Genomic DNA, 26,505 nt, shown 5'->3' on the forward strand with positions numbered 1-26,505 from the left:
AGTCCAGTGACCTGCAGGTTCCCTCGCTCCAATAATTGCAGTGGTACCTCAAGGCGATGATTCCCCGAGTTAGAATCTGCTGGTGAAATATTCTCAGCTTGCAGGATGAGGGTGTGGCTGCCAAGTTCCTGATTTGCAGTCTCAAAGCTGAAATTGAGATCAAGGTTGGCGCCATTCTCCAGGATTAATCCCACTTTTCGTTCTAACAGTCCCTGCACGTTTTCCTCATCTATATAGAGAGCCAAGTTACACGTCGCATTACCGCCTAGGTTCTGCAAGACCACGTCCAACGTAGTGGCCTGTCCCTGAATCGGAGCTGTTGGATTTAGCTCAATATCATTTTCAGCCAGCATGACGTCTGCCTTTTCAGTAGTGACCTGAAAAGGTTGTCTGGCGTCTGTCAGGACATTGAAACCATCATCATGGTCATTACTCCCGTCAAGCAGCAGTATCAGGGTATCACTGCCGGCCTGGGACCCGGTGACGCTCCACTCCAGAATGCGGCTATTTCCTTCGCCTTCCCTCAAGTTGATGATATAGTCGGAAGGGTTATCTATCTCCAGGGTGTCATTCTCCGTACTGAGGATATAATCAACGCGCTCATATCGTGTATACTGGTCCCGAATACCCTCAGCATCGTTCCAGATTTCAGCCAGTATAGTTCCTTCCTCTCCTACTTCGAGTTCAGGTACCACAAGACTACTGACAACAATGTAGCCTTCGTATTCTTCATCATGGTGGCCGTTATGGCATGAATTATCACAAGATGTGCCTCCATGGGTCTGTTCCAGCCCCTCCACAGACAGACTAATCAGCGTAGCGTAGGCAAGTGCCAGAAACACCAGCGCGTGATTCCAGCCGCTGAAAGGAGGTCGGGTAAACTGTAGCAGCAGGGGGAATCTCATCATGGTCACAGAGTCACCATGCTTTTAGGGTTTTCTAAGAAGGCGGTAAAATCTTTACCGACTTTGTAGTTTGTTTACCATGTCGATGAAGGATATATTTCAGCATATTCAGTGACTTTTGCATCTAAAACGGTAATAGCTTACGTAACTTATAATGTAACGGTGACCTATTCAGGGCGACGGCGCAGTGCCATGACGGCAAAAGCTTATTTCTTTTTATTACTAACTTCTAATATTTCTTCTAAATCCAATTGCTTTAACTGTATGAAATCAAAAATCGGATTGAAAAACATTACTGTGATGCCAAGAACTATTAGTACGCTCACAGCACCTATTACAAAGAGATGAGATGAAAGATAATGGGATTCATTTATTATCCAATGCGTTGCTAAACTGGAAATAATAAGGAGTGGTACACCGTACAGAACTATTGCTGCAGCTAGCATCATATTGGATTGCATTCCCTTCTTTTCAGATAATATTAATTGATTATTTATTTCATCAAGTTTTTGAATGATCTCATCCAGTTTTTCATTCAATCCCACATGGTCACCCCAGCACTCTCATCCCTGGACATCCGGCTTCCGCATTTGGGGCAATCATAGTTTTCCTCCTCTCCCTTGTCATAGCGGTCTTTCTGGCCCCAGCCCCTGACATTGGTTCCACCACATTCTCTGCATTTTCCAATATCATCCTTCCATTCCTCTTTCTCGGTCTCGACGGTAATATCACCAATTTCCTTGCAATCATCGCAAGTCACAGTGATAGTCATAGCAAAGAATCCCGAGTCTGGCATACCGGAAACATGCGCTGAATAGCCACAATCACATTTGAAAGTAAAGTAAGCTCCCATATGGTCGCAGAGTCACCATGCTTTAAGGGTTTTCTAAGAGAAGCCGGATGAGGAAGCCTTCTGCAATGACTACGTGAGGCCCAGTTCTTCCTTCAGGGCATCGTCCGGTTGAAGGGCATTGCCCAGCTCCTTGTCCGCAAGTATCTCGTTCAGCGCCTTCTCGGCCATCTGCCCTGCCACTTTCTTCTCGATGATCTCGAGGATGTTGTCGTAGGTCAATGCGACGCCACGGCTGCGGGCCCAGCTCAGGCTGGGCCAGACGCAAGCAGGTCTGTCTCTATCTCGACCAGGGCGGAAACCCCGGCCTCAGTGGAAGCGCTGTCTGTCCTTAATTTCGGGCTTGCCTGAAACCGGCCCAGCTCACGCTGGGCAGCTCGCTTCAGGTAGCCGTTGTGCGAAAAAAGCGACTGTTTGACTCAGTAGTTGTCGCGGCGGGGTGCCCGTTCCTGAGCGGCGTCAACCTTCAAGGTGCGTCCGTCAGCTTCGCTGCCGTTGATGGCCTCGATTGCTGCACTCGCTTCTTCGGCGGTCGACATCTCGACAAAACCGAAGCCGCGGGAGCGGCCACTCATCCGGTCCATTATGACCTTGGCTGACTGCACTTCGCCGTGCTCCCCGAACAGCTGTCCGAGGTCTTCGTCCTTGAACGACCATGGTAGGTTGCCCACGTATATGTTTCTGCTCATTGTTCTATTGCCTGCCTCCTGGCAGGATGGCGGCGCAGGGAGCCTCCATTATAATACTTGGCGTTCCCCCGAATATTGGCTAGCGCGCCAGTGCGCGCGCGATAACAACACGCTGGATTTCCTGCGTTCCTTCGTAAATCTGGGTAATCTTGGCGTCGCGAAAAAAGCGCTCGACCGGGAAGTCGGTCGTGTAGCCGTAGCCGCCCAGCACCTGCACGGCGTGGTCGGCGACCCACATCGCGGTATCGCCGGCGGTCAGCTTGGCCATGCTCGCCTCGAGCGTGTGGCGCGGCGCGCCCTGCTCGTAGTGCTGCTGCTTGGCCCACGCGGCGCGGTAGACCAGCAGCCGCGCCGCTTCAGTGCGCGTCGCCATTTCGGCCAGGTAGTTGCCGATGGTCTGGTGCTGTGCAATCGGCTTTCCGAAGGTCTCGCGTTCCAGTGCATACTTCAGTGCCGCTTCGTAGGCGCCCTGGGCAATCCCCAGTGCCTGCGCGGCAATACCGATACGCGAGTTGTCGAGCGCGTTCATCGCAATCGCGAAGCCCTTGCCGACCTCGCCCAGCACGTTCTCCTTCGGGACACGGCAGTTGTCAAGCAGCAGCGTGGTGGTGTCGCTGGAGCGGATGCCCAGCTTGTTCTCCTTCTTGCCGACCGCGAAACCGTCGAAGTCTTTTTCGATGATGAAGGCGGTGACGCCGCCGTGCTTCTTCTTGCCGTAATCGGGATGGCCAACCACCTTTGCGAACAGCACAAAGACATCGGCGCAGGAGCCATTGGTGACCCACATTTTCTCGCCGTTCAGCACGTAGCAGTCGCCGTCATCAGTTGCCCTGGCGCTCATCGCGGCGGCGTCGGTTCCCGACCCCGCCTCGCTCAGCGAGTAGGCGCCCAGCGTCTCCCCGCTTGCGAGTTGCGGGAGATATTTCTCCTTCTGCGCCTCGCTACCGTGCAGCACGATAGTCAGCGAGCAGAGACCCACGTGCACCGCAACCATGACTCCCAGCGACGGGTCGACGCGCGACAGCTCCTCGACCACGATGGCCTCCGAGACATCGTCGAGCTTCTGCCCGCCATAAGCTTCGGGGATGGTCATCCCGACGAATCCCAGCTCCGCGAATTCCTTGAATTCCGCCACCGGCGGCTGCTGCGCCTTGTCGCGCTCCGCGGCGGTCGGCGCCGCGACGCTTTCGGCGAAGTCGCGCACCATGTCGCGAATCATCTGCTGCTCCTCGGTCGGTGCGAAGTCCATCAGCCCTCCATCAGCCGGATAATCGCCTCGGCCGGCTCGCCGTTGCATTCGCGCAGCGCCTCGAGCGCCGCCTCCTCGGAGACGCCGGCCTGCGCGGCGACCAGCGCCACGTCCTCGGCCGGGATTTGCGCCGCCGCGTCGCCCGCGTCCGCCGCAGTGCCGCTGCCGAGCGGCCGCTCCTGCGGCTCGCCGACGACCTGAAAAGATTTCTGCCCCATCATGTCCATCGCTGTCACGCTCGGCGCGTCAAAGTAGAGTTCCTTCTCCGGCGTGCGGATGATGACTTCGGTCGCGTCGATTTCCTCGGTCGATTGCTTCAGCTGCTTCTGCAGCTTCTTCATCATGCGCGGGTTCATGCGACCCATGCCGGGCATCATGCGGCCGACGAGGCCGGCGCGTGTTTAAGCGCTGTGGCGCCGCTCATAATTTGTAGCGCAGCACCGCCGCCGCGCCGCCCAGCCCCGCCAGGATTTCGCCGCCGTGGTGGTGCGGCGAGACCTCGATGACCTCGGTGCGCGCCTGCTCGGCCAGCGCCAGCAGCCGGCGGCCTTGCGGGGAACGTGTCTCGGGCGCCAGAATCAGTAGCCGCTCGCCGGCGCCCGCCTCCAGCGCCTCGCGCAGCTGCGCCGCGCCGTAGGTCGCCCGGTCGCGCGCGAGCGCGTCACTGAGCGCCGCGACCGCCTCCAGCTCGCGCTGCAGCTGCGCTTGCGCGGCCGCCTGCGGCAGCTTGCCGGTGCGGAGCGCTTCGTGGACGCCCGCCAGGCCACCCTGCCCTGCGGTGACGGCGGTCGCGCCGCCCCACTGCTCGGGCGCGTCGTCGCGCGCCTGCTTCAGCAAATCTTCTTTGAGGAAGCCGGGGCCGATGACAATCAGCGCCGCGGCCGTGGTCGCACCGCCGCTGCCGAGCGCGTCGGCGACGCTGGTGATAACGCGCGCGAAGAACGCCTTCTGGCTCTCGCCGCCGGTGCCCTTGCCGCCGGCGCGGTTCAGCGCCCGCAGCTCGCGGATGCCGTACGGCCTGACTTCAGCCAGCACAACCGAGTCGGCCTCTACCGCGACCGCCAGCGCGCGCACCGCGGGCTGCGCCGCCTCGCGCAGCCGCCGTTTGTGGTGCGGCGCCCATGCGGGTTTGCCGAGCGTCAGGTCGTCGCCCGGTCCCAGCAGCAGCGTGTGGTGCTGGCCGACGTCGCGCTTCGCCTCGGTAATCGGGCCGTGGCAGCGCAGCCGCTGGCCGAACGGCTGGTATTCGACCTTTTCGACCGCGAGCGTCAGCGTCATTTTCTGTTTGGCGCCGCGCCCGGGACGCAGCCGGTCCGCCTGCGTCGCCTCGCGCCGCTCGGTGGAGGCGCGGACGCGGTCGCCCGGCTCGAGCAGCAGGTCAAGGTGGTAGAGGTCGTCCTCGTGCTCGAGTCGCAACCGGACGGCGCCGTCGCGCCTGCGCTGGACGCGCATGCGCGCTATATCTGGACCGTGATGTCCAGATTCTCCGCCAGTTCCTTGTAACGGTTGCGGATGGTGACTTCGGTCACGCCGACGGTTTCGGCGATGCACTTCTGCGTCTTGCGTGAGTTGTAGAGCACCGACGCGACGTAAATCGAGGCCGCGGCGACGCCGGTCGGCCCGCGCCCCGAGGTGAGTTCAGCCTCGACCGCCTGATTCAGGATACGGATGGCGGCGTTCTCGACCCGCCCCGGCAGTTCCAGCTCGCGGCAGAAGCGGTTGATGTAGACGACCGGCGACGCCGGCCGGAGGTTCAGTTTCAGCTCGCGCGAGATGTAGCGGTAGGTGCGGCCGACCTCCTTCTTGTTGGCGCGCGACGCTGCGGTAATCTCGTTCAGCGTACGCGGCACCTCGCAGCGCCGGCAGGCGCCGTAGAGCGCAGCGGCGGCGACTCCTTCGACCGAGCGGCCACGGACTAGGTTCTGGTTAACCGCCCGCCGGTAGAGCATCGCGGCGTCCTCGCGCACCCGCCGGTGCAGTCCAATCTTGGAAGCGAGCCGGTTCAGTTCCTTGAGAGCCATCGCTAGGTTGCGGTCGGCCGAAGTCGAGGCGCGGGTGCGGTTCTGCCACTTGCGCATACGGAACAGCTGTGCGCGGTTACGGGTCGGGACGACGTTGCCGTGGGTGTCGCGGTTGCCCCAGCCGATGTCGGTCGAGAGCCCCTTGTCGTGTACCATCACCGTCATCGGCGCCCCGCCTCGCGAGCGTTTCTCGTTCTGCTCGGCGTCGAACGCGCGCCACTCCGGACCCTGGTCAATGAAGTTGTCATCGACCACAAGACCGCAGCCGCTGCAGGTCATTTCACCGCGATTATAGTCGCGGATGAGATGCTTCGAATCACACTCGGGACAGGCAGTAATTTCCTCAAGTTCAATCTTACTGTCAGATCCCTTGAGTACCATTAGCTCCCGTCATGTCGGCCGTCAATAAAAGCGCTCGCCCTCCGGCCGGCAAATCGTATAACCGGCCGGCCCGCCTGCGCGGCGTATGCCCACTCCGGAGGAGGACCCGCGTGGCTACGCCGAGCGGCGCGGCTGGAAAGTGCTCGAATCGCGCTGGGACGGCTCGGCGCACCTGCTGCTGGTCGAGGAGCGGCCCGACCTCGCTACAGCGTTCGAGGAGCTGCGGCTCGACCTGAAGGGAGAGCCGGGCGGGGTGCGGCTGCACCCGATGCTGCGCCGCGCCGGGGGGGAGCTGCTGCTGGTGCTGTTGCCGCAGACGCGGCGCAAAACTCGCTCCGAGCGCACCAACCTCTATCTGCTGCTGGCGACCATCTTCACCACCACCTGGGCCGGGACGCTCTTCTGGGCCGGCTACGCCGGGAGCTACGAGCTGCGGAGCGGCTGGGACCTGCTGCTCATCCTGCTCCACCCCGAGACGCTCTTCTACGGCTGGCTCACCTTTTCTCTGCCGCTGCTGACCATCCTTGGCATCCACGAGATGGGACACTACGTCTACGCACGCAAGCACAACCTCGACGCGTCGCTGCCCTTCTTCATCCCCATCCCGCCGCCGCTGCTGCTCGGGACCATGGGCGCCTTCATCGCCATCCGCGAGCCGATTCCCAACCGCCGGGCGCTGCTGGATGTCGGCGCCAGTGGCCCCATCGCGGGCTTCCTCGCCGCCCTGCCAATCACGCTGCTCGGCTTCTGGCTCACCGAGCAGGCGGCGCGCGAGGCGCCGGTCGACCCGGGTAACCTGATTTTCCTCGGCACCCCGCTGGCGTTCAACCTGCTCGCCACGCTCGCCGCGCAGTTCATGACGCTGAGCGATAACTACCTCATCCATCCGGTCGCGTTTGCTGGCTGGGCGGGGCTGCTGGTGACTGCGCTCAACCTGCTCCCGGCGGGACAGCTCGACGGTGGCCACATCGCGCGCGCACTGTTCGGCCCGCGCGCGCGATTACTCTCCTATCTCGCCATCGCGGTGATGCTCTTCATGGCGTTCTTCGGCGTGCCGGGCTACTCGGACCCATATTTCGGCTGGGCCATCTTCGCTGGGCTAGTCTATTTTCTCGGTGCCGAGCACCCGCCACCATCGGAGGAAATCACGCCGCTCGACACCCCACGTTGGTTCGCCGCCGGCTTCACCGGTGTAATGCTGCTGCTCTGCTTTGTCCCGTCGCCGCTGATGACTATCCCGTCGCCGTTCGGGCTGGAGATGGAGGCCGCCGAAGGGGAGCTGGAGTTTGCCGCTGGCGGTTCGAACTCGACCATCATCTGGGTCAATAACACTGGCGAGGTGCACGACAACTTGACGCTGGCACTGAAGCTACCGGTCAACTGGAGCGCGACGCTGGACGTGACGAACGTGACCTCCGGCACCGGATGGCTTAATCCTGACAACACCACTTTCAGCGACGTGGCGTGGCAGCCGGACCCGTTCAACTGGACGCTAAACCTGACCGCCGGCGCATCAGCACAGCTGCTACTTGAACTGGTTGCGCCGGCGAGCCTCAGCGAGCCGGCGCAGGCGCTGCTCGAAGCCGACAGCCGTAACGAGGCGATCTACACGCTGCGGCTATCGCTGCTGCCGGAGGCGGAGGCGTGATTCTGGAAGGCCGTATCTGGCATCCGCAGAACGGGCTGACCGAGGGATGCGTCGTCGTCGGCGACGACGGCAACATCGAACGTGTTGCGAAGACCATGGCCGGCCCGAAAGAGCGCGTTCGCGGGATGCTGCTGCCCGCCGGCTTCGACATGCATGTCCACTTCCGCGACCCCGGCTTCCCGCAGAAAGAGACTTGGGCCAGCGGCTCTGCAGCGGCTGCGTGCGGCGGAGTTACCGCCGTCGTCGACATGCCCAACACACAGCCGCCGACCGACTCGCCCGCCGCGTTCGCCGCGAAGGCGGAGCGCGCCGCGGCGGCGTCGGTGGTCGATTTCGGGCTGGGCGTCAGCGCGCGCCCGGGGATTTCGCGCGAAGCATGGTTCGGCAAACTGCCGGCCGCCTTCTGGAAGCTCTATCCCTACGGCAAGTCGTGGGATGATTATCGCGCGACCGCCAACGAGATCACCGCTGCCGGCGGGCGGCCGCTAGTGATTCACGGCGAACACCCATCGCACATCGACATGTCGCCGCCGCGCAAGCTGGCGGAGCACACCGCGCACCGCCGGCTGGCCGAGGCGGAATGCCTGGCGGGGATGCCGGCGTCGCCGCAGCTGCATGTCGCGCATCTCTCGACGGCGGATGGCCTGGCGGGGCTGCCTGCGGGCGCGACCGCGGAGGTCTGCCCGCACCACCTGCTGCTGAACCTTGACGCGTGCGATTCCATCGACTGCAAGGTTGACCCGCCGCTGCGGACGCCGCGCGACAACGCTGCGCTCTGGGCGGGCTTCCGCGACGGCCGCATTGCGGTGCTGGCGAGCGACCACGCGCCGCACCTGCCCGAGGAGAAGGCGTCCGACAATCCGCCGTCGGGGATTCCCGGCGTCGAGACGATGGTGCCGCTAATGCTGCAGCAAGTCGCCGCTGACCGGCTGGCGCTGGGGCGGCTGGTGAACGCGATGGCCGAAGCGCCCGCCGACCGGCTGGGTCTGGCGCGCGGCCGCATCGCGGCGGGGCAACCGGCCGACTTGATTGAGGTCGACCTGAAGGCGGCGCGCCCGGTCGCGCTCGAGCAACTCCATTCACGCGCCGGCTGGAGCCCCTACGAGGGGTGGGACGCCATCTTCCCGCAGCGGGTCTGGCGCCGCGGCGAGCTGGTGGCGGCCGACGGGGAACTGCAGGAAACGGGCGGCGGGCAGTTGCTCTTCACAGCACAACCTTAATACTCCGCGAACGGAGGGGCATGCGATGCGGCTACATCTTGCGCTGGCACTGCTGGCAGCCGGAGCGCTGCTGCTGCTGGCGCAGCCGGCGGAGGGTGCCAGCGCCGACGCCGAGACGCCGCTCTACCTGAAGCGAGACGGTCTCGGTAACACCTTCAAGCTCAACGCCAAGGAACCGCAGGAGAACCGGTTGGGGTGGTGGAGCTGCAGCGAAGAGCTGAACCAGCAGGGGACGTTCTACCCGCTCTCCACGTGGGAACAGGGCCTCGGTGGTCAGGTCGAACTGGGTGAAAGCTATACCTTCACAATCTGGGTGGAGTCGACGAACGTCCAGGAGATCACTATCCGCTCGACATTATACCTCTTCGTCGTCGATGAGGGAGGAAACGCTACCCGACACAACCTCTCACGCGAAGAAGTATCTGAGGAAGCTGAGGCATTCCCGCCAGGCACCACGCTCAACGGAAACTACACAGTTGGGCCCGATTCGGAGCTGTCCCTGGATTATGGTGACTACCATATCGTGCCAGCTTTCTCCACTATAGGAATCGAGCTGGAGACCTCGATTACCTGGGCACCCGACACAGAGAACCGCACAGTTTACATCAAGGCCGACAGCCCCGACTTCAACTCGCAAATCATGGTGCGCATGCAGCCGGTATTCCTCAACCCCGAGGTGTTTTTCAGCAACGACCGCACCGACGAGCCGGGCGAGGATTCGCTCTACATCAAGGCGAGCGTCGTCGACGCGCTCGGAGTCATCGACGACTCGGGCTCCGGTTCGGTGGCGGACCTCGACCTCGGGAGCTTCAGCCTCGAAATCGAGGGCGTTTCCGGTGGGGGCAACTTCAACGACTCGGTCCGCGTCCGCGACCAGCATCCCTTCGCCAAATACATCGAAGGGCGCTGGCAATACCAGCAGGACTCCGGCATCAGCTCCGGTACTTACCAGATTACGATTTCGGTGACTGACATGCGTGGCAACATCTGGGAGGAGTCGGTCTCCTACGACCTGACCGTCGACGAGTTCGCCATCGAGCTTGAGCACGAGGATGGCGGCGGCGGCACTTACGACCTGCAGCTGCCGCGTGGCGGCAAGGTGGAGTACCGCGTCAAGGTCTGGAACCGCGGCAACACCGCCGACAGCTTCGAAATCGAGGTTGACGACGGCTCGCTTCCCAGTGGCTGGGAGGCGACACTGCTGACGCCCGGCGAATTTGACCTGCCGGTCGACCAGTACGATTACGCGCGCGTCCGCATCGAGGCGCCCGACGGCGCCGCTGGCGGCAGCAGCGCGACCGCACGGCTGGAGGTAACATCGCTCAACGACGGCTCGGTCAGCGAGCGCATGGACCTGCGGGCGACGGTGCGCACCTACGGCGCCGCAATCAGCGGGCTCGACGCGCGAATTGCGATTGACCCCGAGGCGCTCGATATCGACGGCCTCTACCGCTTCCCGGTCGGCGTGCGCAATACAGGCAACGACCGCGACAGCTACGACGTCACCGCCATCATCGGTCGCGGCGACTGGACCGTACGCATCGAGGAGGGTGGGCAGGCAGTGAACACCATCACCGTCGACCGCAGTAAGACCAAGCAGCTGGAAATCGTGCTCAAGCCGGTCAATTTCGAGAACAGTATGGGCGACGAGGTCGACTTCCGCTTCAGCGCCGAGTCGGTCCCGCCCGGCGACGGCAGCGCGCTCTTCGAGGCGAAGCTGGTCGTCGAAATCCCCATCGAGCGCGTAATTGACCTGATGATAGTGGCCGTTGACCTGCAAGTCAACGGCCGTCCCTACGCGCAGCTCATGCCGGGCGACCTGCAGGCGGGCGCACCGGTGCAGTTCCAGCTCGTAGTCAAGAATCTGGGCGGCCGCGGTGCCGACCCCTTTAGTGTCAAGCTCTACGTCGCGGGTCGGGTCGAGGCGAGTTACAGTGTTGATATGGGCCTCGCCGGTTTCGGCGAAGCGCTGGTGCTGCTCGAGTGGAGCAAGCCGGCCGCCGGGCTGGCGACGCTGCGGATTACGGCCGACCCCGACCTCGCCATTGATGACGAGCGCAACCGCGCCGACAACAGCTTCTCGCTCTCGCTCGATATCGCCGCCGCCCCGTCGGGTAACGGCGACAGTAGTGGCGACAGCGACGGCTTCTCGATTCCCGGCTTCGGGCTGGCGGGCGCGCTGCTCTCGGCAGCTATCGTAGCGCGGCGCAGGCGGTAATTGTGGGCAACCTCGGCGAGAAGGGGTTCGCGCTGCTGACGGCGGTGCTGCTGCTCGCGAGCGTGGCTTACCTCACGCTGCAGGAAGAGCAGCGGCAGCTGCCGGTGGCGTACGTGCCGGTCTGGAGCCGCATTTACGAAGATTACAACACGACCGGTGACTGGGGCTACGTCCTCGAGCGGGGACCGTATGAGCTGCTCGCGACCGATAACGAGTGGGACTCAACGCACGAGTATATCTCGGTCGATCTGCCGCTCATCGAAGGGGGCGCGGCGACCGACCCGCAATGCCTGCTCAACCCCGATTCGGACAAGTGCCCGCGCATCTCGCTTGCTTACTGGCGACCCGATGTACCGGCCGGGGAGACGGTGCCTGTCATCGTCGAAATCGGCCCCTACTTCGGTGAGGAGGCGGTCAGTACTCCCGACATCACTGTGCCGGGAAGCTGGCTCGGGTACAATATCATCCAGAACCACCTGCCGCACGGCTTTGCCTTTGCGCAGGTTTCAGTCTTCGGCACCGGCGCGAGCAACCACTGCATGGACCTGATGGGATACTCTGAGCAGTTGGGGGTCGACGCGGCGGTGACGTGGCTCGGCTCGCAGGAGTGGAGCAACGGCAACGTCGGCATCATCGGCAAATCGTACGACGGCTCGACTCAGTGGCAGGCGGCGCAGTTCGGCAACCCGCACCTGAAGACCATCGTCCCCATCTCCGGGCTGATTGGCGTGCGCGAGCTGATGTGGCGCAACGGCTCATCCGAGGCACGGGCGCCGTTTATGCACAACGTGGTCTACGGCGGGTTCGGTACCGACGGCAACGACGAGGACCTGCAGAATGCCTGCCCCGACTACGTCGCGGGGCCAATCCACGGCGTCAACGGCTACGTCTTCGGGGGGACCGAGTTCCAGAACGCGCTGGTCGAGGGGTACTGGGAAGAGCGCTACTTCCTGCCCGAGGTGCTCGAGAATTACGAAGGCAGCGTCTACATTATCCACGGCTTCCACGACTGGAACGTCGACCCGCACATGGCGGTCCCGACGCTCAACACGCTCAAGGACCACGGCATCGAGGCGAAGCTTCTGATGGGGCAGTGGGACCACGATTACCCCGACCGCCCTACCTACCTACGGGACCGCAGCGACCCCGGCCGTGGCTCGGAAGCGTTCCCGCAGATGGTGCGCTACGACTGGATGCAGGACCTGCTCGAGTGGTTCACCTTCTACCTGCGTGAAGAGGGGCCAAAGCCGAACATGTGGACTGAAATCCAGGATAATCACGGGCAGTGGCGTGTCACCGACCGCTACCCGCAGGCGGGCGCCGAGCGGCGCGAGTTCGCGCTCGGCGACGCGCTGGCGCACGCGGGCGGCAGCCTGCAAGTATTCCCGGGCAGCCCGGACGTCGTCTTCGAGACCGAGCCGTTTGCAACGGAGTTCCGCTTCGGCGGGCAGCCGCAGCTGCATATCGACGCTACCCCGGAAGGCTCCGGGGGGCAGCTCTACGCGCTGCTCGAGGACTGCGACGGCGATAGCTGCATCCACGTCGGCCACGCCATCATGGACCTGCGCTTCTACGCCGGCGGGACCGACTACCACGTCATCGCGCCCGGCGTGACGCTTAACGCCAAGATGGAGTTCCTGGCGATGGACGTCGTAATCCCGCAGGGCCACACGCTGAAGCTTTCGCTGCGCTCAACCGGTGACGGCTACCTGCCAGCATCCACGTCGGCACCGGTCGCTATTGAACTCGGGGCCAGCAGCGTCCTGCGCGTCGACGTCGTCGACCCGGCCGCGGAGCACTACTTCCTGCCGCCGCAGTGCCGCCATCCTGCCTGTGTGGGCGAGTGAACGGCGGCGCAATGCGCAGTCTCGACGCGCGGTGGGCTTTATGCGCTGCCGGACTGGCGGGCTGATGCTAAAGCCATTGGCGGCCGCGTTCCTGTTCCTGCTCCCCGCGCTGGCGGGCTGTCTCGACAGCGACGAGGCGCGACCGCTCTCTGCCGACGACCTGCAGGTCGCGCCGCAGCTTCTGACCGGCGGCGAGTTTCAGCCGTTGGTGCTGACCGCGCGGCAGACGCTGGCGGTCTACATTCCTTACTTGCTGCTCAACCCGGCGACCGGCTACATCCAGAACTCGACCGTGGTCGACCTGGCGCTGGGCGAGACGGTGCAGTTGCAGGTGCTCGCGCCGCCGCGAATTGACTCGGCCTGGCTGTTCATCGGCGAGAGCGGCCGCCAGCACTGGCCGGCGCGCGACCCCGGTGAGAGCTGGGAGGCGTGGGTCGCGCGCGGGATGCCTGCGGCGACGATGGTCGAGCGCGTCCCGCAGGCGGCGGGGCTTGACGCGCTCAACGCATCGCGCGATAGCGGCGCCGGCCGCGTCGTCCCGCTGCGCGTCCCGGTCGTGCGGCCGCAGTCGCCCGCGTATGCGCTGGAAGAGGGCGGTCGCTTTGCGACCGGGGTCGTCGATGGACGCTCGGTCTTCAACACGATTCGCAAGATAACTGACGACACGCTGGCGCCCGACCCCTACGACGGGGCGGCGGGCTACCTGGACCGCTGGGCGGGGCAGGGTAACCACGCCTACGAGGACGCGGCGCAGTTCCTGATTCGCGAGCTTGAATCCTACGGGCTCGAGGTGCAGGCGCACCGCTTCGAGTTCACCGACATCTTTGGCAACCAGAACCCGGAGGCGTACAACATCTGCGGCTACCGCTACGGCACGCTCTACCCCGACGAGTGGCTCGTCTTCGGCGCGCATTTCGACGTCGCGCCGCCAACCAACGCCGGGCTGCTCGACCCACACGTCACCGGCAGCCGCAGCTACGGCACGCGCGTCGGCGCGTACGACAACACCGCCGGCACCAGCATGGTGCTGAACGTGGCCGAGGCGATGAGCGACTTCGCCAGCCGCCGCACGATGGTCTTCTGCCTCTGGTCGGGCGAGGAGGGGGGCAAGCGCGGCAGCGACTACTGGACCGAGCATTACGTCAAGGGCGACCGTCCCGAAGTCACCGTGACGAACTACGTCAACCTCGACATGGCGGGGGTCAACTGGCCCGGCGGAGGCGGCGCCCCGCACGGCGACCCGGACCCGCAGCCGGCGGAGTCCGGCTACCCCAAGGATACCGAAATCTGGCCACTACGGCTCTACATCGGGCCGTCGGAGGACTACGACGCGGTCAACCAGCCCGGCATGGTGCAGCTGGCGCGCTGGGTCGGCGCTGACGCCATCAACGTCTCGGCGCAGATGGACGTACTGGTCGGCAACGCGAGCGACGCCGCGTCAACCTGGAAATACGATGTCTGGCTGCGACAGGAGCGCCCCGAGGTTATCGTCTACGAAGACACCACGGCCCGCAGCGACCACGCTTCCTTCCAGGAAAATCTGGGCACCATCACCCTCGGCTACGGCGGGCTGGTTGACGGCTACTGGTGCTACCACCAGACCTGCGACACGCTCGAGGAGATGACCGAGTGGATGGATAACTCCGAACCGGCCCGCCCCTACGGCAACAACGCCACCGGAGAAGAAAACATCGTCAATTCGCTGGACATTATCACCTGGTGGGCGCTCTACATGTTCTTCCACCTTGACGAGAAGCCGGTGCTGAATACCTACCTTGACTGATGGCTCCGGGTTACCCTTTTAGCATCTCCCCGGGTGGCGCCGCCACCGGCCGTCCCCACAGGGGACGGCGAGGCATAATTGGGTGACGTAATGCTGGCAGGAATTCCCCGGGAACCGGAAGGCGAGACGCGCGTGGCGATGGTGCCCGACGTCGTCCCCAAGCTGGCGAAGCTGGGGTTCGAGGTCGTCGTCGAAAAGGGCGCCGGCGCGGCCGCCGGCTACGGCGACGACGCGTATGTTGCCAAGGGCGCGACGCTCGGCAGCGCCGCCGACGCGCTCGGCTGCGAGCTAGTCATCGCCATCAACGTGCCGGACTGGGGCGCGATGGCGGCGGGGCAGATGCTGGCGTGCATCGCCGACCCGTTCCGCGACACCGCGCGGGTCGGCGCGATGGCGGCGGCGGGGCTGACGCTCTTCAGCATGGACATGATTCCGCGCCGGCTCTCACGCGCGCAGTCGATGGACGTCAACTCGAGCCAGGACAATCTCGCCGGCTACAGGGCGGTGCTGCTCGGCGCCGCAGCAGTGGGCCGCATGATTCCGATGATGATGACCTCGGCCGGCACGGTCAAGCCGGCGAAGTATGTCGTGATGGGCGCTGGGGTTGCCGGGTTGCAGGCCATTGCGACCGCGAAGCGACTCGGCGCGGTGGTGTGGGCCAGCGACGTGCGGCTCGCCGCCAAGGAGCAGATTGAGTCGCTGGGCGGCAAGTTCATCCTCGTCGAGGGTATGGAGGACTTCGAGGACGAGTCGGGCTACGCGAAGCCGCTGACGCCCGAGTTCATCCAGAAGGTCAACGACACCGTCTGCGAAGTCGCGCGCGACGCCGACGTGGTGGTTACCACCGCGCGGCTCTTTGGCCGCGCGGCACCGATTACCGTCCCGGCCAGCGCGGTCGAGGCGATGAAACCGGGCGCGGTCGTCGTCGATATGAACACCGCCAGCGGCGGCAACTGTGACCTCTCCGAAGCCGGGAAGACGGTGGTGAAGCACGGCGTCACGATTATCGGCGAAGCCAACCTGCCCGGGACGGTGCCGCACACTGCGTCGCTGCTCTACGCCAATAACCTGACGAGCTTCGCCGCAGCGCTGGTCAGCGACGGGAAGCTGGCGCCGGATTTCGAGGACGAAATCCTGGTCGGAGCCCCGCAAGGCGATGCGTTCCACGTCCCCGGTATGGGCGGCGTGCTGGTCGCCCACGCTGGCGAAATCCACGCCGCGCAGTCGCGACTCCGCGAGGCGGCAGGATGATTGAGCTGACGCTGGCGGCGCTGGTCGCGGCGGTGACTGTTTTCGTGCTTGCCATCTTCTTGGGATTCGAGCTTATCAGCAAGGTGCCGCCGACACTGCACACCCCGCTCATGAGCGGCGCGAACGCGATTTCCGGCATCACGGTCGTCGGCGCGCTGCTGCTGAGCAACGTCGCACTCACCGACGGCAACGCGCCGCTGGCGGCGAAGCTGGCGTTCGTGGCGCTGGTGCTGGCGACGATTAACGCCGTCGGCGGATTTCTCGTGACGAACCGCATGCTGCAGATGATTGCCGGCCGGAGGCGCAAGTGATAGACGCCGCAATCTGGGACATCGGCTACCTTGTGGCGGCGCTGCTCTTTATTCTGGGGCTGAAGAAGCTGAGCCACCCGCGCACCGCACCGACGGGGAACCTCTACGGCGCGAGCGGGATGCTGCTCGCTGTTATTGTCACGCTAGCGCGTATAGAGGACTCTGGGACCGGTATCATCGGCTGGGAGCTCATCATCGGCGGGCTCGCGCTCGGCGCCGTCATCGGCACCTGGATGGCGCTGCGTGTCGAGATGACCGGCATGCCGGAGATGGTCGCACTCTTCAACGGCTTCGGCGGCGGTGCGTCGGCGCTGGTCGCGCTCTCGGAAGTGCTCAAGCGTATTGATGCCGGACCAGGCGGGGACCTCCTTGGCGGAATTCCGTCAGATGATACCACGCTCTGGGTACTCTGGATAGCGATTGGCCTTGCGGGGCTGGTCGGCTGGATTACGCTTTCCGGCAGCCTGGTCGCGATGATGAAGTTGAAGGGTGGATTCAGCCTGCCGGGCGGCAAATGGGTCAGGTTCCCGACCTGGGGACCGCCGTGGCTCAACGCCGTCAAGGTGCTGCTGCTCATTGCCTGCTTTGCATTCATCTGGCTCTCAATCCAGGAGCCAACCAACGCGCAGTGGATTTACGGGCTGATTGGCTGCGCATCGCTGCTCGGCATCCTGTTCGTGCTCCCCATCGGCGGCGCCGACATGCCGGTCGTCGTCAGCCTGCTCAATTCGCTCTCCGGCATCGCCGCCGCGTTCACCGGTTTCGTGCTGATGAACAACGTGCTGATTATCGCCGGCTCGATGGTCGGCGCGGCGGGGCTCATCCTGACTTTCATCATGTGCAAGGCGATGAATCGTGAGCTGCGCGACGTGCTCTTCAAGGCGTTCGGCGGCAGCGGCGACCGCGAAACGGTCACCCGCACGAAAGTCGGCAGCGACCCCGACGAAGTCGCGATGCTCTGCGACGGGATTTCCAAGTGTATCATCGTTCCCGGCTACGGGATGGCGGTCTCGCAGTGCCAGCACCAGGTGCGCGAGTTCGCCGAAATTCTCGAGGCGCGCAATTGCGAAGTAAAGTACGGCATCCACCCGGTCGCGGGGCGCATGCCGGGCCACATGAACGTGCTGCTGGCCGAGGCGAACGTGCCGTACGAGCAGCTAATCGAGCTGGAGCACATCAACTCCGAGTTCGCCGACACCGACGTTGTGCTGGTTGTCGGCGCCAACGACACCGTCAACCCCGCCGCGCGCAGCGGCGAGGGGCCGCTGGCAGGGATGCCCATCCTCGACGTCGACAAGGCGCGCGTGGTCGTGATGGTCAAGCGCTCGCTCTCGGTCGGCTACGCCGGCGTCGACAACGACCTGTTCTACGAGGACAATACGATGATGCTCTTCGGCGACGGCAAGGAAATGATGACGCAGCTGGTCCAGGCGATGAAGGAGCTATAGTTCCCGCAGCACGGTTCCCCGCTCTTCGTCCAGCACCAGTTCCCACACATGGGGCAGGTGGTCCTTGACGGACTCGATATGCGTCACCAGGATGACCTGTCCGACTGACCGTGCCATGCGCTCGAGCCCTTCCAGCACCCGCCGCTGCCGCAGCTCGTCCTGCGAGCCGAGCACCTCGTCGAGCACCACCAGCCCCATCTCGGTCCCGGCGCGCTCGGACAGCAGCTGCGAGATGCTCAACCGCAAGGCGAGGCTGAATGCATCAGCCTCGCCGCCCGAGAAGCGGTCGAGCGAGTGCGCCTCGACCCCGTCGAACACCTTCAGGCTGTAGTCGCTGCCGTCAATCTCGACCTGCGTGTAGCGCCCGTCGGTGAGCTGCGCCAGCCGGCGCGAAGTGTGCGCCGCCAGCGTCGGGGCGATGCGGCTGGTGATGTGGGAGCGGAAGCCTTTCAGCAATTGCTCGAGCAGCCCAAACCGCTCCAGCTCCGCCTCGGCGTCGCCGATTTGCGCCTGTGCGCGCTCGACTCGCTCCAGCTCGGCCTGCTTCGCCTCCAGCTTCCCGGCGTGCGCCTTCAGCTCCCCGCGATGCCGTTCGAGCGCCAGCTTCGCCTCCGACAGCGCGGCCGCCACCGCCTCGCGCTGCTGCCGCGCATTGGCGTGCGCCTGCGGGTCGAATTCCAGCTTCGTGAGCGCCGCGTGCGCCGCTTCCTGCTCGGTGCGGGCCGCCTGCTCTCCCGTCTGTAGCTCGGCCAGCTGCTGCTCCAGCTCGGGCTTGCGCGCCAGTACCTGCTCAAGGTCGCGCAGCCGCGCCAGCTGCGCCGCGTGCTCCGCTTCCGCGCCACGCAGCTTCTCTTCCTGCTTGCCGAGCGCCGCCCTGCGGCTGGCGGTCGCCTCGCGAGTTTGCGCCAGCGCTTCGAGCGCCGCGCGCGTTTCCCGCTGTTGCTGCTCGAGCGCCCCGATTTCGCCCGCGATGCGCTCCATCAGCGCCGCGCCATGCTCGCCGAGCGGCCGCTCACAGGTAGGGCATTCGCTCTCGGCGCCCAGTTCGTGAATCTCTCGCAGGTGTTTTTGTCCGTTCACCAGCTCGCGGCCGTTGGCCGCGAGCGCGGCATCCAGCTTCCCCTTCCCGGCGGCGAGTTCCTGTAGCTCTTTTTCGACCGCAGCCTGCTTTTCCCGCAGCGCCGCCAGCTTCCCGGGAGCGTCGCTGGCAGCGGTCGCCGTGCGGAGCTCAACGGCTTCCTTTTCTTTTTTATAGCTATTGTCAAGAGATTTCTGCGCATTCTGCAGCCGCTCTCCAGCCAGTTTCAGCGCACTCTGCGCCGCGTCGCGACGCTTCTCGGCAGCGCGATATTGCTCGGCGTTCGCCTCCGCCTGCTCCCACGCCTTGACCGCCTGCGCGTCCTGTTGCGTGGCCGTTCCCAGCGCGGTTTCCAGCGGCTCGCCCGCCTTACCGAGCGCTGCCGAGCGCTCCTGTAGCGCGGCCAGCTCCGCCGCGAGCCGCGGCTGGAGCGGCTCGCCGTTGCGCGCGACTAGCTGGCTGCGCAGTCCCTCGAGCCGGTTGCCCAGGTCGCGCTTCTGCTGCCGCGCTCGCTGGCCCGCTTCCCTGACGTCGGAAATCCGCAATAGCCGCTCAACCGCCTGTCGCCGCGGCTCGCTCGACATGCTGACGAACTTGTCCAGCTCGCCTTGACGCGTGAAAATCGAAGCGTAGAAAGTCTGGTAGTCCATCCGCAGCAGTCGCTCGGCGACGTAGTCGGCGACCTCGCGCGCACCTTCGGCCAGTAGCTCGTCACCGCGCGCCAGCTCGGCGGTCGTCGATGACGGCTTCAGCACCCGTTCGAGCCGGAATGCCTCGCCGCCAAGATCGAACTCCAGCCGCACCCGACAGGGGTCGCTGGCGCCGATGGTGGCGACCGCCTCCGCCCGCGTGCGCACCGCTGGTGTCCCGTAGAGCGCCCACGCGACCGCCTCGAGCAGCGACGACTTGCCGGCGCCGTTGTGGCCGACGATGCCGAGCACCCCGTCGGGGAACTCCACTTGCAGGCGACGGATGGAACGGTAGTTGCGGATGGCTAGTGAGCGCAGCCTCACTGGTTGCCCCCGAGCAGTTCTGCGGCGTGCTCCAGCAGCCAGTCGCGGTCGGCCGGCTTTTGCAGGGGCTGGCCAGTCAGGTAGTCGCGGAACTCCTCCAGCAGCGTTCCCAGTTCGGGCGCCGCCTGTAGTTCGACGGTCGTGTCGCTGAACTCGGGGTTTAGCGCGTAGTTGATGGCGCCGCCCGCAGCATGCAGCAGCGCCCGCCGGTCAACCGTCGCCCACTCCTCACGCGAGACGTTCCAGATGCGCTGCCGGACTACCTTGTCGTCGGGGGCGGTCGCCTCGAGTTGTGCGAGCAGCCGCTCGGTCAGCCCCTCCCCGCCACCGCCAGCAGCTATGTCCTGGCAGTCATAACTTAATGTAACGAATTGTCGGCACGCAATTTCGTGGTGCTCGACCTGCGGGCCGGGCAGCTCGACGATAGCGTAGCCTTTCGGCTCTTTTTCCTCGGAGAAGGAGAAGCGTTCGTTGGAGCCGCAATACCAGGTGTTGTGCCCCAGCGCGGTGAATTCGTGGTAATGCCCTAGTGCGACGTAGTCCCAGCCGCCCTGTAGCGTCGCGTCGGGGAGTGCCGCCTGGTTCAGCTCGCTGTTGCGGAACTCCTTGATTCCGGAAACGGCGCCATGCGTGACGAGCAGGTTCAGCTCCGCGTCGGGGTCTGGCCGTGCCTCGCCGACGCGCTCCGCCAGCTGGCCCGAGTGCGCCACGGCCGTAACGAGCAGGTCGCCGATGGCGACCTGCTCGGGCTTCCCCGCGAAGAGCGGGTGGATGTTGGGAATCCGCCGTAAAAGCCGGAAGACGTGGCCGGTCTCGCGCAGCCGCGGCGTCTCGTGGTTGCCGGCGACGATGATTGTCGGGAGCCCCGCTTGCGAGAGCCGGTGCAGCCCCCCGAGCGCACGGTCGATGGCGCGGTTGCTCGGCCGCACCCGGTCGAACAGGTCGCCGGCGTGGATGACCACGTCCGGTCTGGCGGCGATGGCCGCCTCAATCAGCCGGTCCCACGCCGCGTAAACATCGGCCTCACGCAGGTTCAGCCCCGCGTCGGGTTCGCCTTCGGGGACGTGGCGGCTGTAGGCACGGTATCCCAAGTGGGTGTCTGCGCAGTGGAAAATCTTCACGGAGGGGCGAGCGTCCCGGGTCTATTAGGAATTCCGGCGGGCTAACCCTATTACGCGCCGCTCGCTCGCGACCCGTGGCGACTATCGTACTCGTCGAGCCGCAGCATCCCGGCAACGTCGGCGCCGTCGCGCGAGTGATGGCCAATTTCGGCTGCCGCGAGCTATTGCTGGTCGGTGGCTGCGAGATTGACGACGACGCCATGGCGCGTGCCAAGGCGGGGCGACCACTGCTCGAATCCGCGCGGCGCGTCGATTCGCTCGCCGAAGCGCTGGCTGATGCGCCGCTCTCGGTCGCGACCAGCGGCATCGTCCCCGAAGGTGACAGTCGCTGGCAGCGCGAGCCGCACTCGGTCCGGGAGCTGCCCGACTTGCTCGACGGCCGTGAGCCGGCGCTGGTGTTCGGGCGCGAGAATCACGGGCTTGACCGCACCGAGCTGGCGCTCTGCGACCTGACCGTGCAGGTGCCGACCAGCCCGGAGTATCCGGTCCTGAACCTGTCGCACGCCGTCGGAATTCTGCTCTACGAACTGTTCAGTCGCGACGTCTTCCAGCGCCCCTATCGCCCCGACCTGATTCCCCGTCGGGAAGTGGACCTGCTGGTCGAGCGCATCATGGAGGCGGTGCGGGCAAGCCGCTTCGCCGAGCGGCGGCTGCCGCGCGCCGAGACGACACTGCGCCGCATCCTGGTGCGAGGCGAGATTGACGAATGGGACTACGAGACGCTGATGGGGATGTTCAAGGAGCTGCGGCCCCTGCGGAGGCGAACGTGAGCTACGTGATGGTGACCGGGCCGATGGGCGCCGGCAAGTCGACGCTGATGCGTTCGCTGCCGGAGCAGGCATCCTTCGCGCCCCCGCCCGGCGTGCCGGAGATGTTCCTTGACCATGCCTGTAGCTGTCGCACCCTGCAACTCTACGAAATCGACGAGCCGACCGCGCTGGGCGCGCGCTGGGCCGATTGGCTGCGCGCAGCCGACGCGTTCCTGCTGATAGCAACCGCGGCGGCGGGACCGGAGTCGGTCGCGCCGCTACTGGCGCACCTGCGCGGGACCTGTCCCGAAACGCCCTGCCTGCTTGTCGCCAGCCGCTGGCCGGACGGCAGCCGCGAAGCGTGGGAATTGCCGGGCGTCAGTGCGTTCGAAATGCTCGCACCGGGCACGGTCCTCGACGAGGACCGCGCCCTTGCGGAGCCGGCCGATATCGAGCGCATACTCGCCCGGCTGCACAGCTTACTGGAGGGCGAGTGAAGCCGGCGCAGCAGCAGCAGGTGCTCGAGCTGCTGCTGCGGCTGGCGCGCGAGAGCCTGGGCGAGCAGGATTTCGCGGCGCTCTTCGACGGGGAGCCGACGCGCATCAGCGAGGTCACGCTGGCGCTGCGCGACAACGAGCCGTTCCTGCGGCTGCTGCGAAGCCGGTTGGCAGCGGTTTCCCGCGTGGCCGGGGCGCTCGAGCTTCCCGGGGCCGGGCGGCTGGCGGAGTGGCTGGGCGACGACTGCGACCCCTGCCTGGTTGACCGTGCTGTTGAGGGCTACGACCTGCTCTACCGCATCCTGCTCGAGCTGGACGAGCTGCTGCTCTGGACCGGCTGGCCGCTGCTCGGGACGCTCCACGACCCGGCTGCCGCCCTGAAAGAATAAATCCTTTTATGGGGGTCGACTGCGCCGTCGAGGCGTATGAAAGAGAAGGCAGTCTACTCGTTCGGCGGCGGCAGTGCCGACGGCGACGCGACAATGAAGAACCTGCTCGGCGGCAAGGGAGCCAACCTGGCCGAGATGGCACAGCTGGGAATCCCGGTCCCGCCTGGCTTTACGATTACGACCGAGGTGTGCAACTGGTTCAACGACCACGACCGCACTTACCCCAAGGCGCTCGACAGCAGCGTACGCAAGGCGCTCGCTGCCGTCGAAGCGGAGCTCGGGCTGGAGTTCGGCGACCCCGCACAGCCACTGCTCGTCTCTGTGCGCTCCGGCGCCCGTGCGTCGATGCCGGGGATGATGGAGACGGTGCTCAACGTCGGGCTGAACGACGAGACGCGCGAAGGGCTGATTGCGGAGAGCGGCGACGCGCGCTTCGTCTACGACGCGCAGCGGCGGCTAATCCAGATGTATTCCGATGTGGTGATGGAAAAGGCGGCTGGAATCGAGCCGGCCGAAGGCGAAGGTATTCGGGCGCAGCTGGAGCACGAGCTGGAAAAGTTCAAGGAAAAGCGGGGCGTCACCGACGACACCGACCTTTCAGCAGACGACTTGAAGTTACTCGTAGTTACGTACCGGGCTAAAGTCCTGGAAGTCCTCGGGAAGGAGTTCCCGGAGGACCCGTGGGAGCAGCTCTGGGGCGCGATTACCGCTGTCTTCCTGTCGTGGAACGGCAAGCGCGCCATTGCCTACCGGAGTATCGAGGGACTGCCCGACGAGTGGGGCACCGCGGTCAACGTGCAGGCGATGGTTTTCGGCAACCTTGGCGAGGAATCGGCGACCGGCGTTGCGTTCACCCGCAACCCCGCCACCGGCGAGAACGCCTTCTACGGCGAGTGGCTGGCGCAGGCGCAGGGCGAGGACGTCGTCGCCGGCATCCGCACCCCCAATCCGCTCAACAGCCACAGCCGCACCGAGTATTCGGGCAATCTGCCCAGCCTGGAGGACGTGCATCCTGTCCCCTACGGCGAGCTGGATGAAATCCAGTGCTCGCTCGAGAAGCATTATCACGATATGCTCGACATCGAGTTCACCATCCAGTCCGGCCGCCTGTGGATGCTGCAGTGCCGCATCGGCAAGCGCAACGGCCCCGCCGCGGTGCGGATGGCGGCCGAGATGGAGCAGTCGGGGCAGATTTCGGCCGCAGAAGCGGTGATGCGCGTCACCCCGTCGCAACTCGACGAGCTGCTGCACCCTATCGTCGACCCCGATGCCGAGAAAGTGGCGACGCTGCTCGCGAGCGGCCTGCCGGCCGGCCCGGGCGGTGCGACCGGGCGCGTGGTATTCACCGCTGACGATGCGGTCGAGTGGGCCGGTCGCGGCGAGCAGGTGGTGCTGGTGCGCGAGGAGACTAACCCCGAGGATGTCGCCGGCATGCGCGCCGCCGTGGCAATCCTGACCGCGCGCGGCGGGATGACTTCGCACGCGGCGCTGGTCGCGCGCGGCTGGGGGATGTGCTGCATCGTCGGCGCAGGCGACCTGGAAATAGACGCCCCCGCTAGGCGATTCTCCGTCGGGGGCCACACCGTTGCGGAGGGCGATACAGTGACGCTCAACGGCACCGCCGGCAAGGTCTACGAGGGCGAACTGCCGCTAATCGAGACCGATGCTTCGAGCGAATACATGACTCATTTCCTTTCGCTCTGCGACCAGCATCGCAGGCTGAAGGTGCGCACCAACGCCGACACGCCGGCCGACGCGCAGCGCGCGCTCGATTTCGGCGCCGAAGGCATCGGGCTGTTCCGCATCGAGCACATGTTCTACGGCGAGGGCTCCGAGGAGCCACTGTTCCACCTGCGCAAGATGATTATGGCCGGCTCCCCGATGGAGCGGCAGGCGGCGCTCGACGAGCTCTACCCGCACATGAAGGGCGACATCCGCGAGACGCTGCGCGCGATGGCGGGGCTGCCGGTAACCATCCGGCTGATGGACCCGCCGCTGCACGAGTTCATCCCGCACGAGCCGCAGGGGCAGGCGCAACTCGCCGATGCTTTGGGCATCGACGGCGCCGAGCTGGCGCGACGCGCTGAGCAGCTACGCGAGACCAACCCGATGATGGGGCACCGTGGCGTGCGGCTGGGAGTTACCTACCCCGAAATCACCGAGCTGCAAGCGAAGGCCGTGCTGGTTGCTGCCGCGGAGCTGCAGGCCGAGGGTGTCGCGGCGCTGCCGGAAATCATGGTGCCGTTGACCGCGGCCGAGGCGGAATTCGTGCATCAGGACCGGCTCGTGCGGCGTGTCGCCGACGCGGTCGAGGCGGAGCACGGCTGCAAGCTGGATTACCTGGTGGGGACCATGATTGAAATCCCGCGCGCGACGCTTGTCGCCGGCAGGATTGCCGAGACCGCTGAGTTCTTTTCCTACGGCACCAACGACCTGACGCAGATGACCTTCGGCTTCAGCCGCGACGACAGCGGCGGCTTCCTGCCCGAGTACGTCGGCCAGGGCATCCTGCCCGCCGACCCGTTCGCGACGCTCGATGCAGGAGTCGGCGAACTGGTCACAATCGGTATCGAGCGCGGCCGCGCAACCCGCCCCGACCTGAAAATTGGCATCTGCGGCGAGCACGGAGGCGACCCCGCGTCGGTCGCCTTCTGCCACGCGGCCGGGATGGACTACGTCTCCTGCTCGCCGTTTCGCGTGCCGATTGCGAGGCTGGCGGCAGCGCAAGCGGTGTTGAATGGCTGAAGACACTTCCATCAGCGCGAAGCGGCTGCTCGAGTTCAGCGTCGGCCTGGGAATAGTGACGCTCGTCGCGACCTACGTTGTCGGCACGACTGGTGGGCGCGTAGCGCCTTTCATCCCGATTATTTCCGAAATGCCCTTCGCCGGACCGGAGTCCAGCTTCTACGGTCCCGGGCTCGCCATTAGCATCTTCTCGTTCATCCTGCTGGCGCAGGTGTTCCACCGCGTTTTCGCGCCGCAGGCCCAGGCGCTTGGAGGCAACTGGGAGTCGTGGAACGATATGGCGCGGGCACTGGCGACTTTCGGGGGCGTCTGTGGGATTATCACGGTCAACTTCCACTGGAACAGCTACGCCCTGTTGCACGGTGCTGCGGCGCTGCTGTTCTTCACTTCGTTCCTGCTCTGGAGCACCTTCGCCTGGCGGCTGCTTGAAAAGTCAGGTCGGAGCCACACCGTCAGGCGATACGCAGTCTTTGCGGGCTGGCTATTCTACCTGTTCATGCTAGTCTTCAGCGCGCTCGACAGCCAGGAACTGGTGGCGGACGGCGAGGGGTTCTTCTATCGTATGGAAAATCCACCAATGGTTGGCGATGAGCGGTCGCTCTACCTGAACCTGATGGCGCTCTGTGAGTGGAGCATGGTCTTTTCGTTCTACACTGGCGCACTGACCTTCCGGCGTGAGCTGGAAGGCGTGCGGCTCTAGCCGCTTCCCGCATCCAGTGCGATCGCGCGCGCGGTGAGCTCGCGGATACCGCTCTCGTCGATTTCCGCCCCCGGGAAGAGCTTGACGTGCCGCATTCCCTTTCCCGTTCCTTCGAGCAGTCCGCGTGGGTCATCCAGTCGGGCGCCAAAGAAGAAGAAGAGGTCCACGTGCTGGCTGAAGGCGCCCAGCCCACAGACGTTGCCGTTGCCGGACCAGTTGGGAGCACCCCACTTGATGCCTTCGCGCAAGCCGGGTGCTGCGGAGCGCAGCAGGTCGCACGCGCGCTCGCAGAGCGGCCGCAGCAATAGCTCAGCTTCTTTTATATATTCGTCGACGGTCGTTACTTTCTTGCAGCTCATCGCTTTGCAGGTGGCCGCGCGTGCCGGTTCTCC

General features: G+C 64.9%; 24 protein-coding genes and 1 pseudogene. 13 read left to right on the plus strand and 12 right to left on the minus strand.

Translation table 11 applies throughout. From position 1 onward, the window contains the following. The 9 genes and pseudogenes from QGG57_00005 to QGG57_00045 form a co-directional block, all read right to left on the minus strand. Positions 1–905 (minus strand): hypothetical protein (locus tag QGG57_00005; protein ID MDP7006569.1); only part of this gene is annotated, 905 nt, incomplete at its 3' end. Between the two features lie 206 nt (positions 906–1,111). Next, positions 1,112–1,450, minus strand: coding sequence for a hypothetical protein (locus QGG57_00010; GenBank protein MDP7006570.1), 339 nt, complete (start codon positions 1,448–1,450; stop codon positions 1,112–1,114). Next, complete coding sequence (locus tag QGG57_00015; GenBank protein ID MDP7006571.1) at positions 1,441–1,758, minus strand: hypothetical protein; 318 nt, start codon at positions 1,756–1,758, stop codon at positions 1,441–1,443. The genes QGG57_00010 and QGG57_00015 overlap by 10 nt, the downstream gene beginning before the upstream one ends. A gap of 69 nt (positions 1,759–1,827) precedes the next feature. Then, positions 1,828–1,977, minus strand: coding sequence for a hypothetical protein (locus tag QGG57_00020; protein ID MDP7006572.1), 150 nt, complete (start codon positions 1,975–1,977; stop codon positions 1,828–1,830). 197 nt (positions 1,978–2,174) lie between these two features. Further along, on the minus strand, positions 2,175–2,444 hold the full coding sequence (locus tag QGG57_00025; GenBank protein MDP7006573.1) for an RNA-binding protein: 270 nt from the start codon (positions 2,442–2,444) through the stop codon (positions 2,175–2,177). Positions 2,445–2,523: 79 nt separating this feature from the next. Further along, complete coding sequence (locus QGG57_00030) at positions 2,524–3,693, minus strand: acyl-CoA dehydrogenase family protein (GenBank protein MDP7006574.1); 1,170 nt, start codon at positions 3,691–3,693, stop codon at positions 2,524–2,526. Continuing rightward, the gene (locus QGG57_00035) at positions 3,693–4,070 is read right to left on the minus strand and encodes a nascent polypeptide-associated complex protein (GenBank protein MDP7006575.1); all 378 of its coding nucleotides are present in this window, start codon (positions 4,068–4,070) and stop codon (positions 3,693–3,695) included. Before QGG57_00035 ends, QGG57_00030 begins: the two co-directional genes overlap by 1 nt. A 43-nt stretch (positions 4,071–4,113) precedes the next feature. Further along, entirely contained in the window at positions 4,114–5,145 is a 1,032-nt protein-coding gene (locus QGG57_00040) for a hypothetical protein (GenBank protein ID MDP7006576.1), read from the minus strand. A 5-nt stretch (positions 5,146–5,150) separates the two neighbouring features. Beyond that, a pseudogene (locus QGG57_00045) lies at positions 5,151–6,065 on the minus strand (transcription initiation factor IIB). Between the two features lie 115 nt (positions 6,066–6,180). On the opposite strand from QGG57_00045, the gene QGG57_00050 reads away from it, so the two are divergent. The 8 genes from QGG57_00050 (at position 6,181) to QGG57_00085 (ending at position 17,821) form a co-directional block, all read left to right on the plus strand. Then, entirely contained in the window at positions 6,181–7,743 is a 1,563-nt protein-coding gene (locus QGG57_00050) for a site-2 protease family protein (protein MDP7006577.1), read from the plus strand. Beyond that, positions 7,740–8,963, plus strand: a complete 1,224-nt coding sequence (locus QGG57_00055) for an amidohydrolase family protein (protein ID MDP7006578.1) — start codon at positions 7,740–7,742, stop codon at positions 8,961–8,963. The genes QGG57_00050 and QGG57_00055 overlap by 4 nt, the downstream gene beginning before the upstream one ends. A 25-nt stretch (positions 8,964–8,988) precedes the next feature. Continuing rightward, on the plus strand, positions 8,989–11,181 hold the full coding sequence (locus tag QGG57_00060) for a CARDB domain-containing protein (protein ID MDP7006579.1): 2,193 nt from the start codon (positions 8,989–8,991) through the stop codon (positions 11,179–11,181). Between the two features lie 2 nt (positions 11,182–11,183). Next, positions 11,184–13,028 carry a CocE/NonD family hydrolase gene (locus tag QGG57_00065; GenBank protein MDP7006580.1) on the plus strand — a complete coding sequence of 615 codons (1,845 nt, stop codon included), beginning with the start codon at positions 11,184–11,186 and terminating at the stop codon, positions 13,026–13,028. A 64-nt stretch (positions 13,029–13,092) separates the two neighbouring features. After that, positions 13,093–14,811 (plus strand): M20/M25/M40 family metallo-hydrolase, encoded by a 1,719-nt coding sequence (locus QGG57_00070; protein MDP7006581.1) that lies wholly within the window; start codon positions 13,093–13,095, stop codon positions 14,809–14,811. A 90-nt stretch (positions 14,812–14,901) separates the two neighbouring features. Beyond that, on the plus strand, positions 14,902–16,062 hold the full coding sequence (locus QGG57_00075) for an NAD(P) transhydrogenase subunit alpha (protein MDP7006582.1): 1,161 nt from the start codon (positions 14,902–14,904) through the stop codon (positions 16,060–16,062). Next, positions 16,059–16,373 (plus strand): NAD(P) transhydrogenase subunit alpha, encoded by a 315-nt coding sequence (locus QGG57_00080; GenBank protein MDP7006583.1) that lies wholly within the window; start codon positions 16,059–16,061, stop codon positions 16,371–16,373. The genes QGG57_00075 and QGG57_00080 overlap by 4 nt, the downstream gene beginning before the upstream one ends. After that, positions 16,370–17,821, plus strand: a complete 1,452-nt coding sequence (locus QGG57_00085; protein MDP7006584.1) for an NAD(P)(+) transhydrogenase (Re/Si-specific) subunit beta — start codon at positions 16,370–16,372, stop codon at positions 17,819–17,821. Before QGG57_00080 ends, QGG57_00085 begins: the two co-directional genes overlap by 4 nt. Here the strand turns inward: QGG57_00085 and QGG57_00090 are convergent. Beyond that, positions 17,816–19,912: an SMC family ATPase gene (locus QGG57_00090; protein ID MDP7006585.1), complete on the minus strand. Its 2,097-nt coding sequence runs from the start codon at positions 19,910–19,912 to the stop codon at positions 17,816–17,818. The two genes, QGG57_00085 and QGG57_00090, sit on opposite strands and share 6 nt — an antisense overlap. Further along, a complete protein-coding gene (locus tag QGG57_00095) occupies positions 19,909–21,033 on the minus strand; it encodes an exonuclease SbcCD subunit D (protein ID MDP7006586.1) in 1,125 nt (374 codons plus the stop codon). Before QGG57_00095 ends, QGG57_00090 begins: the two co-directional genes overlap by 4 nt. Before the next feature lie 74 nt (positions 21,034–21,107). On the opposite strand from QGG57_00095, the gene QGG57_00100 reads away from it, so the two are divergent. Genes QGG57_00100 through QGG57_00120 form a run of 5 tightly spaced genes read left to right on the plus strand, consistent with a single transcriptional unit; the run spans position 21,108 to position 26,113 of the window. Further along, positions 21,108–21,803 (plus strand): TrmJ/YjtD family RNA methyltransferase, encoded by a 696-nt coding sequence (locus tag QGG57_00100; GenBank protein ID MDP7006587.1) that lies wholly within the window; start codon positions 21,108–21,110, stop codon positions 21,801–21,803. Further along, entirely contained in the window at positions 21,800–22,279 is a 480-nt protein-coding gene (locus QGG57_00105) for an ATP-binding protein (GenBank protein MDP7006588.1), read from the plus strand. Before QGG57_00100 ends, QGG57_00105 begins: the two co-directional genes overlap by 4 nt. Further along, positions 22,276–22,668 carry a hypothetical protein gene (locus QGG57_00110; GenBank protein ID MDP7006589.1) on the plus strand — a complete coding sequence of 131 codons (393 nt, stop codon included), beginning with the start codon at positions 22,276–22,278 and terminating at the stop codon, positions 22,666–22,668. Before QGG57_00105 ends, QGG57_00110 begins: the two co-directional genes overlap by 4 nt. A 36-nt stretch (positions 22,669–22,704) precedes the next feature. Then, positions 22,705–25,413, plus strand: a complete 2,709-nt coding sequence (gene ppdK / locus QGG57_00115) for a pyruvate, phosphate dikinase (protein ID MDP7006590.1) — start codon at positions 22,705–22,707, stop codon at positions 25,411–25,413. After that, complete coding sequence (locus QGG57_00120) at positions 25,406–26,113, plus strand: hypothetical protein (GenBank protein MDP7006591.1); 708 nt, start codon at positions 25,406–25,408, stop codon at positions 26,111–26,113. The genes ppdK and QGG57_00120 overlap by 8 nt, the downstream gene beginning before the upstream one ends. Here QGG57_00120 and QGG57_00125 read toward each other — a convergent pair. After that, entirely contained in the window at positions 26,110–26,472 is a 363-nt protein-coding gene (locus tag QGG57_00125) for a DUF1801 domain-containing protein (GenBank protein ID MDP7006592.1), read from the minus strand. The genes QGG57_00120 and QGG57_00125 overlap by 4 nt on opposite strands. Positions 26,473–26,505: the final 33 nt, after the last annotated feature.

It is taken from the genome of Candidatus Poseidoniia archaeon (assembly GCA_030748895.1).
Taxonomy (GTDB): Archaea; Thermoplasmatota; Poseidoniia; order MGIII; family CG-Epi1; genus UBA8886.

Coding starts and splice junctions, on each gene's coding strand:
- QGG57_00125 (MDP7006592.1), bottom strand. CDS start 26,472: ATGAGCTGCAAGAAAGTAACGACCGTCGACGAATATATAAAAGAAGCT.
- QGG57_00060 (MDP7006579.1), top strand. CDS start 8,989: ATGCGGCTACATCTTGCGCTGGCACTGCTGGCAGCCGGAGCGCTGCTG.
- QGG57_00035 (MDP7006575.1), bottom strand. CDS start 4,070: ATGATGCCCGGCATGGGTCGCATGAACCCGCGCATGATGAAGAAGCTG.
- QGG57_00075 (MDP7006582.1), top strand. CDS start 14,902: ATGCTGGCAGGAATTCCCCGGGAACCGGAAGGCGAGACGCGCGTGGCG.
- QGG57_00040 (MDP7006576.1), bottom strand. CDS start 5,145: ATGCGCGTCCAGCGCAGGCGCGACGGCGCCGTCCGGTTGCGACTCGAG.
- QGG57_00025 (MDP7006573.1), bottom strand. CDS start 2,444: ATGAGCAGAAACATATACGTGGGCAACCTACCATGGTCGTTCAAGGAC.
- ppdK (MDP7006590.1), top strand. CDS start 22,705: ATGAAAGAGAAGGCAGTCTACTCGTTCGGCGGCGGCAGTGCCGACGGC.
- QGG57_00030 (MDP7006574.1), bottom strand. CDS start 3,693: ATGGACTTCGCACCGACCGAGGAGCAGCAGATGATTCGCGACATGGTG.
- QGG57_00015 (MDP7006571.1), bottom strand. CDS start 1,758: ATGGGAGCTTACTTTACTTTCAAATGTGATTGTGGCTATTCAGCGCAT.
- QGG57_00050 (MDP7006577.1), top strand. CDS start 6,181: ATGCCCACTCCGGAGGAGGACCCGCGTGGCTACGCCGAGCGGCGCGGC.
- QGG57_00120 (MDP7006591.1), top strand. CDS start 25,406: ATGGCTGAAGACACTTCCATCAGCGCGAAGCGGCTGCTCGAGTTCAGC.
- QGG57_00080 (MDP7006583.1), top strand. CDS start 16,059: ATGATTGAGCTGACGCTGGCGGCGCTGGTCGCGGCGGTGACTGTTTTC.
- QGG57_00070 (MDP7006581.1), top strand. CDS start 13,093: ATGCTAAAGCCATTGGCGGCCGCGTTCCTGTTCCTGCTCCCCGCGCTG.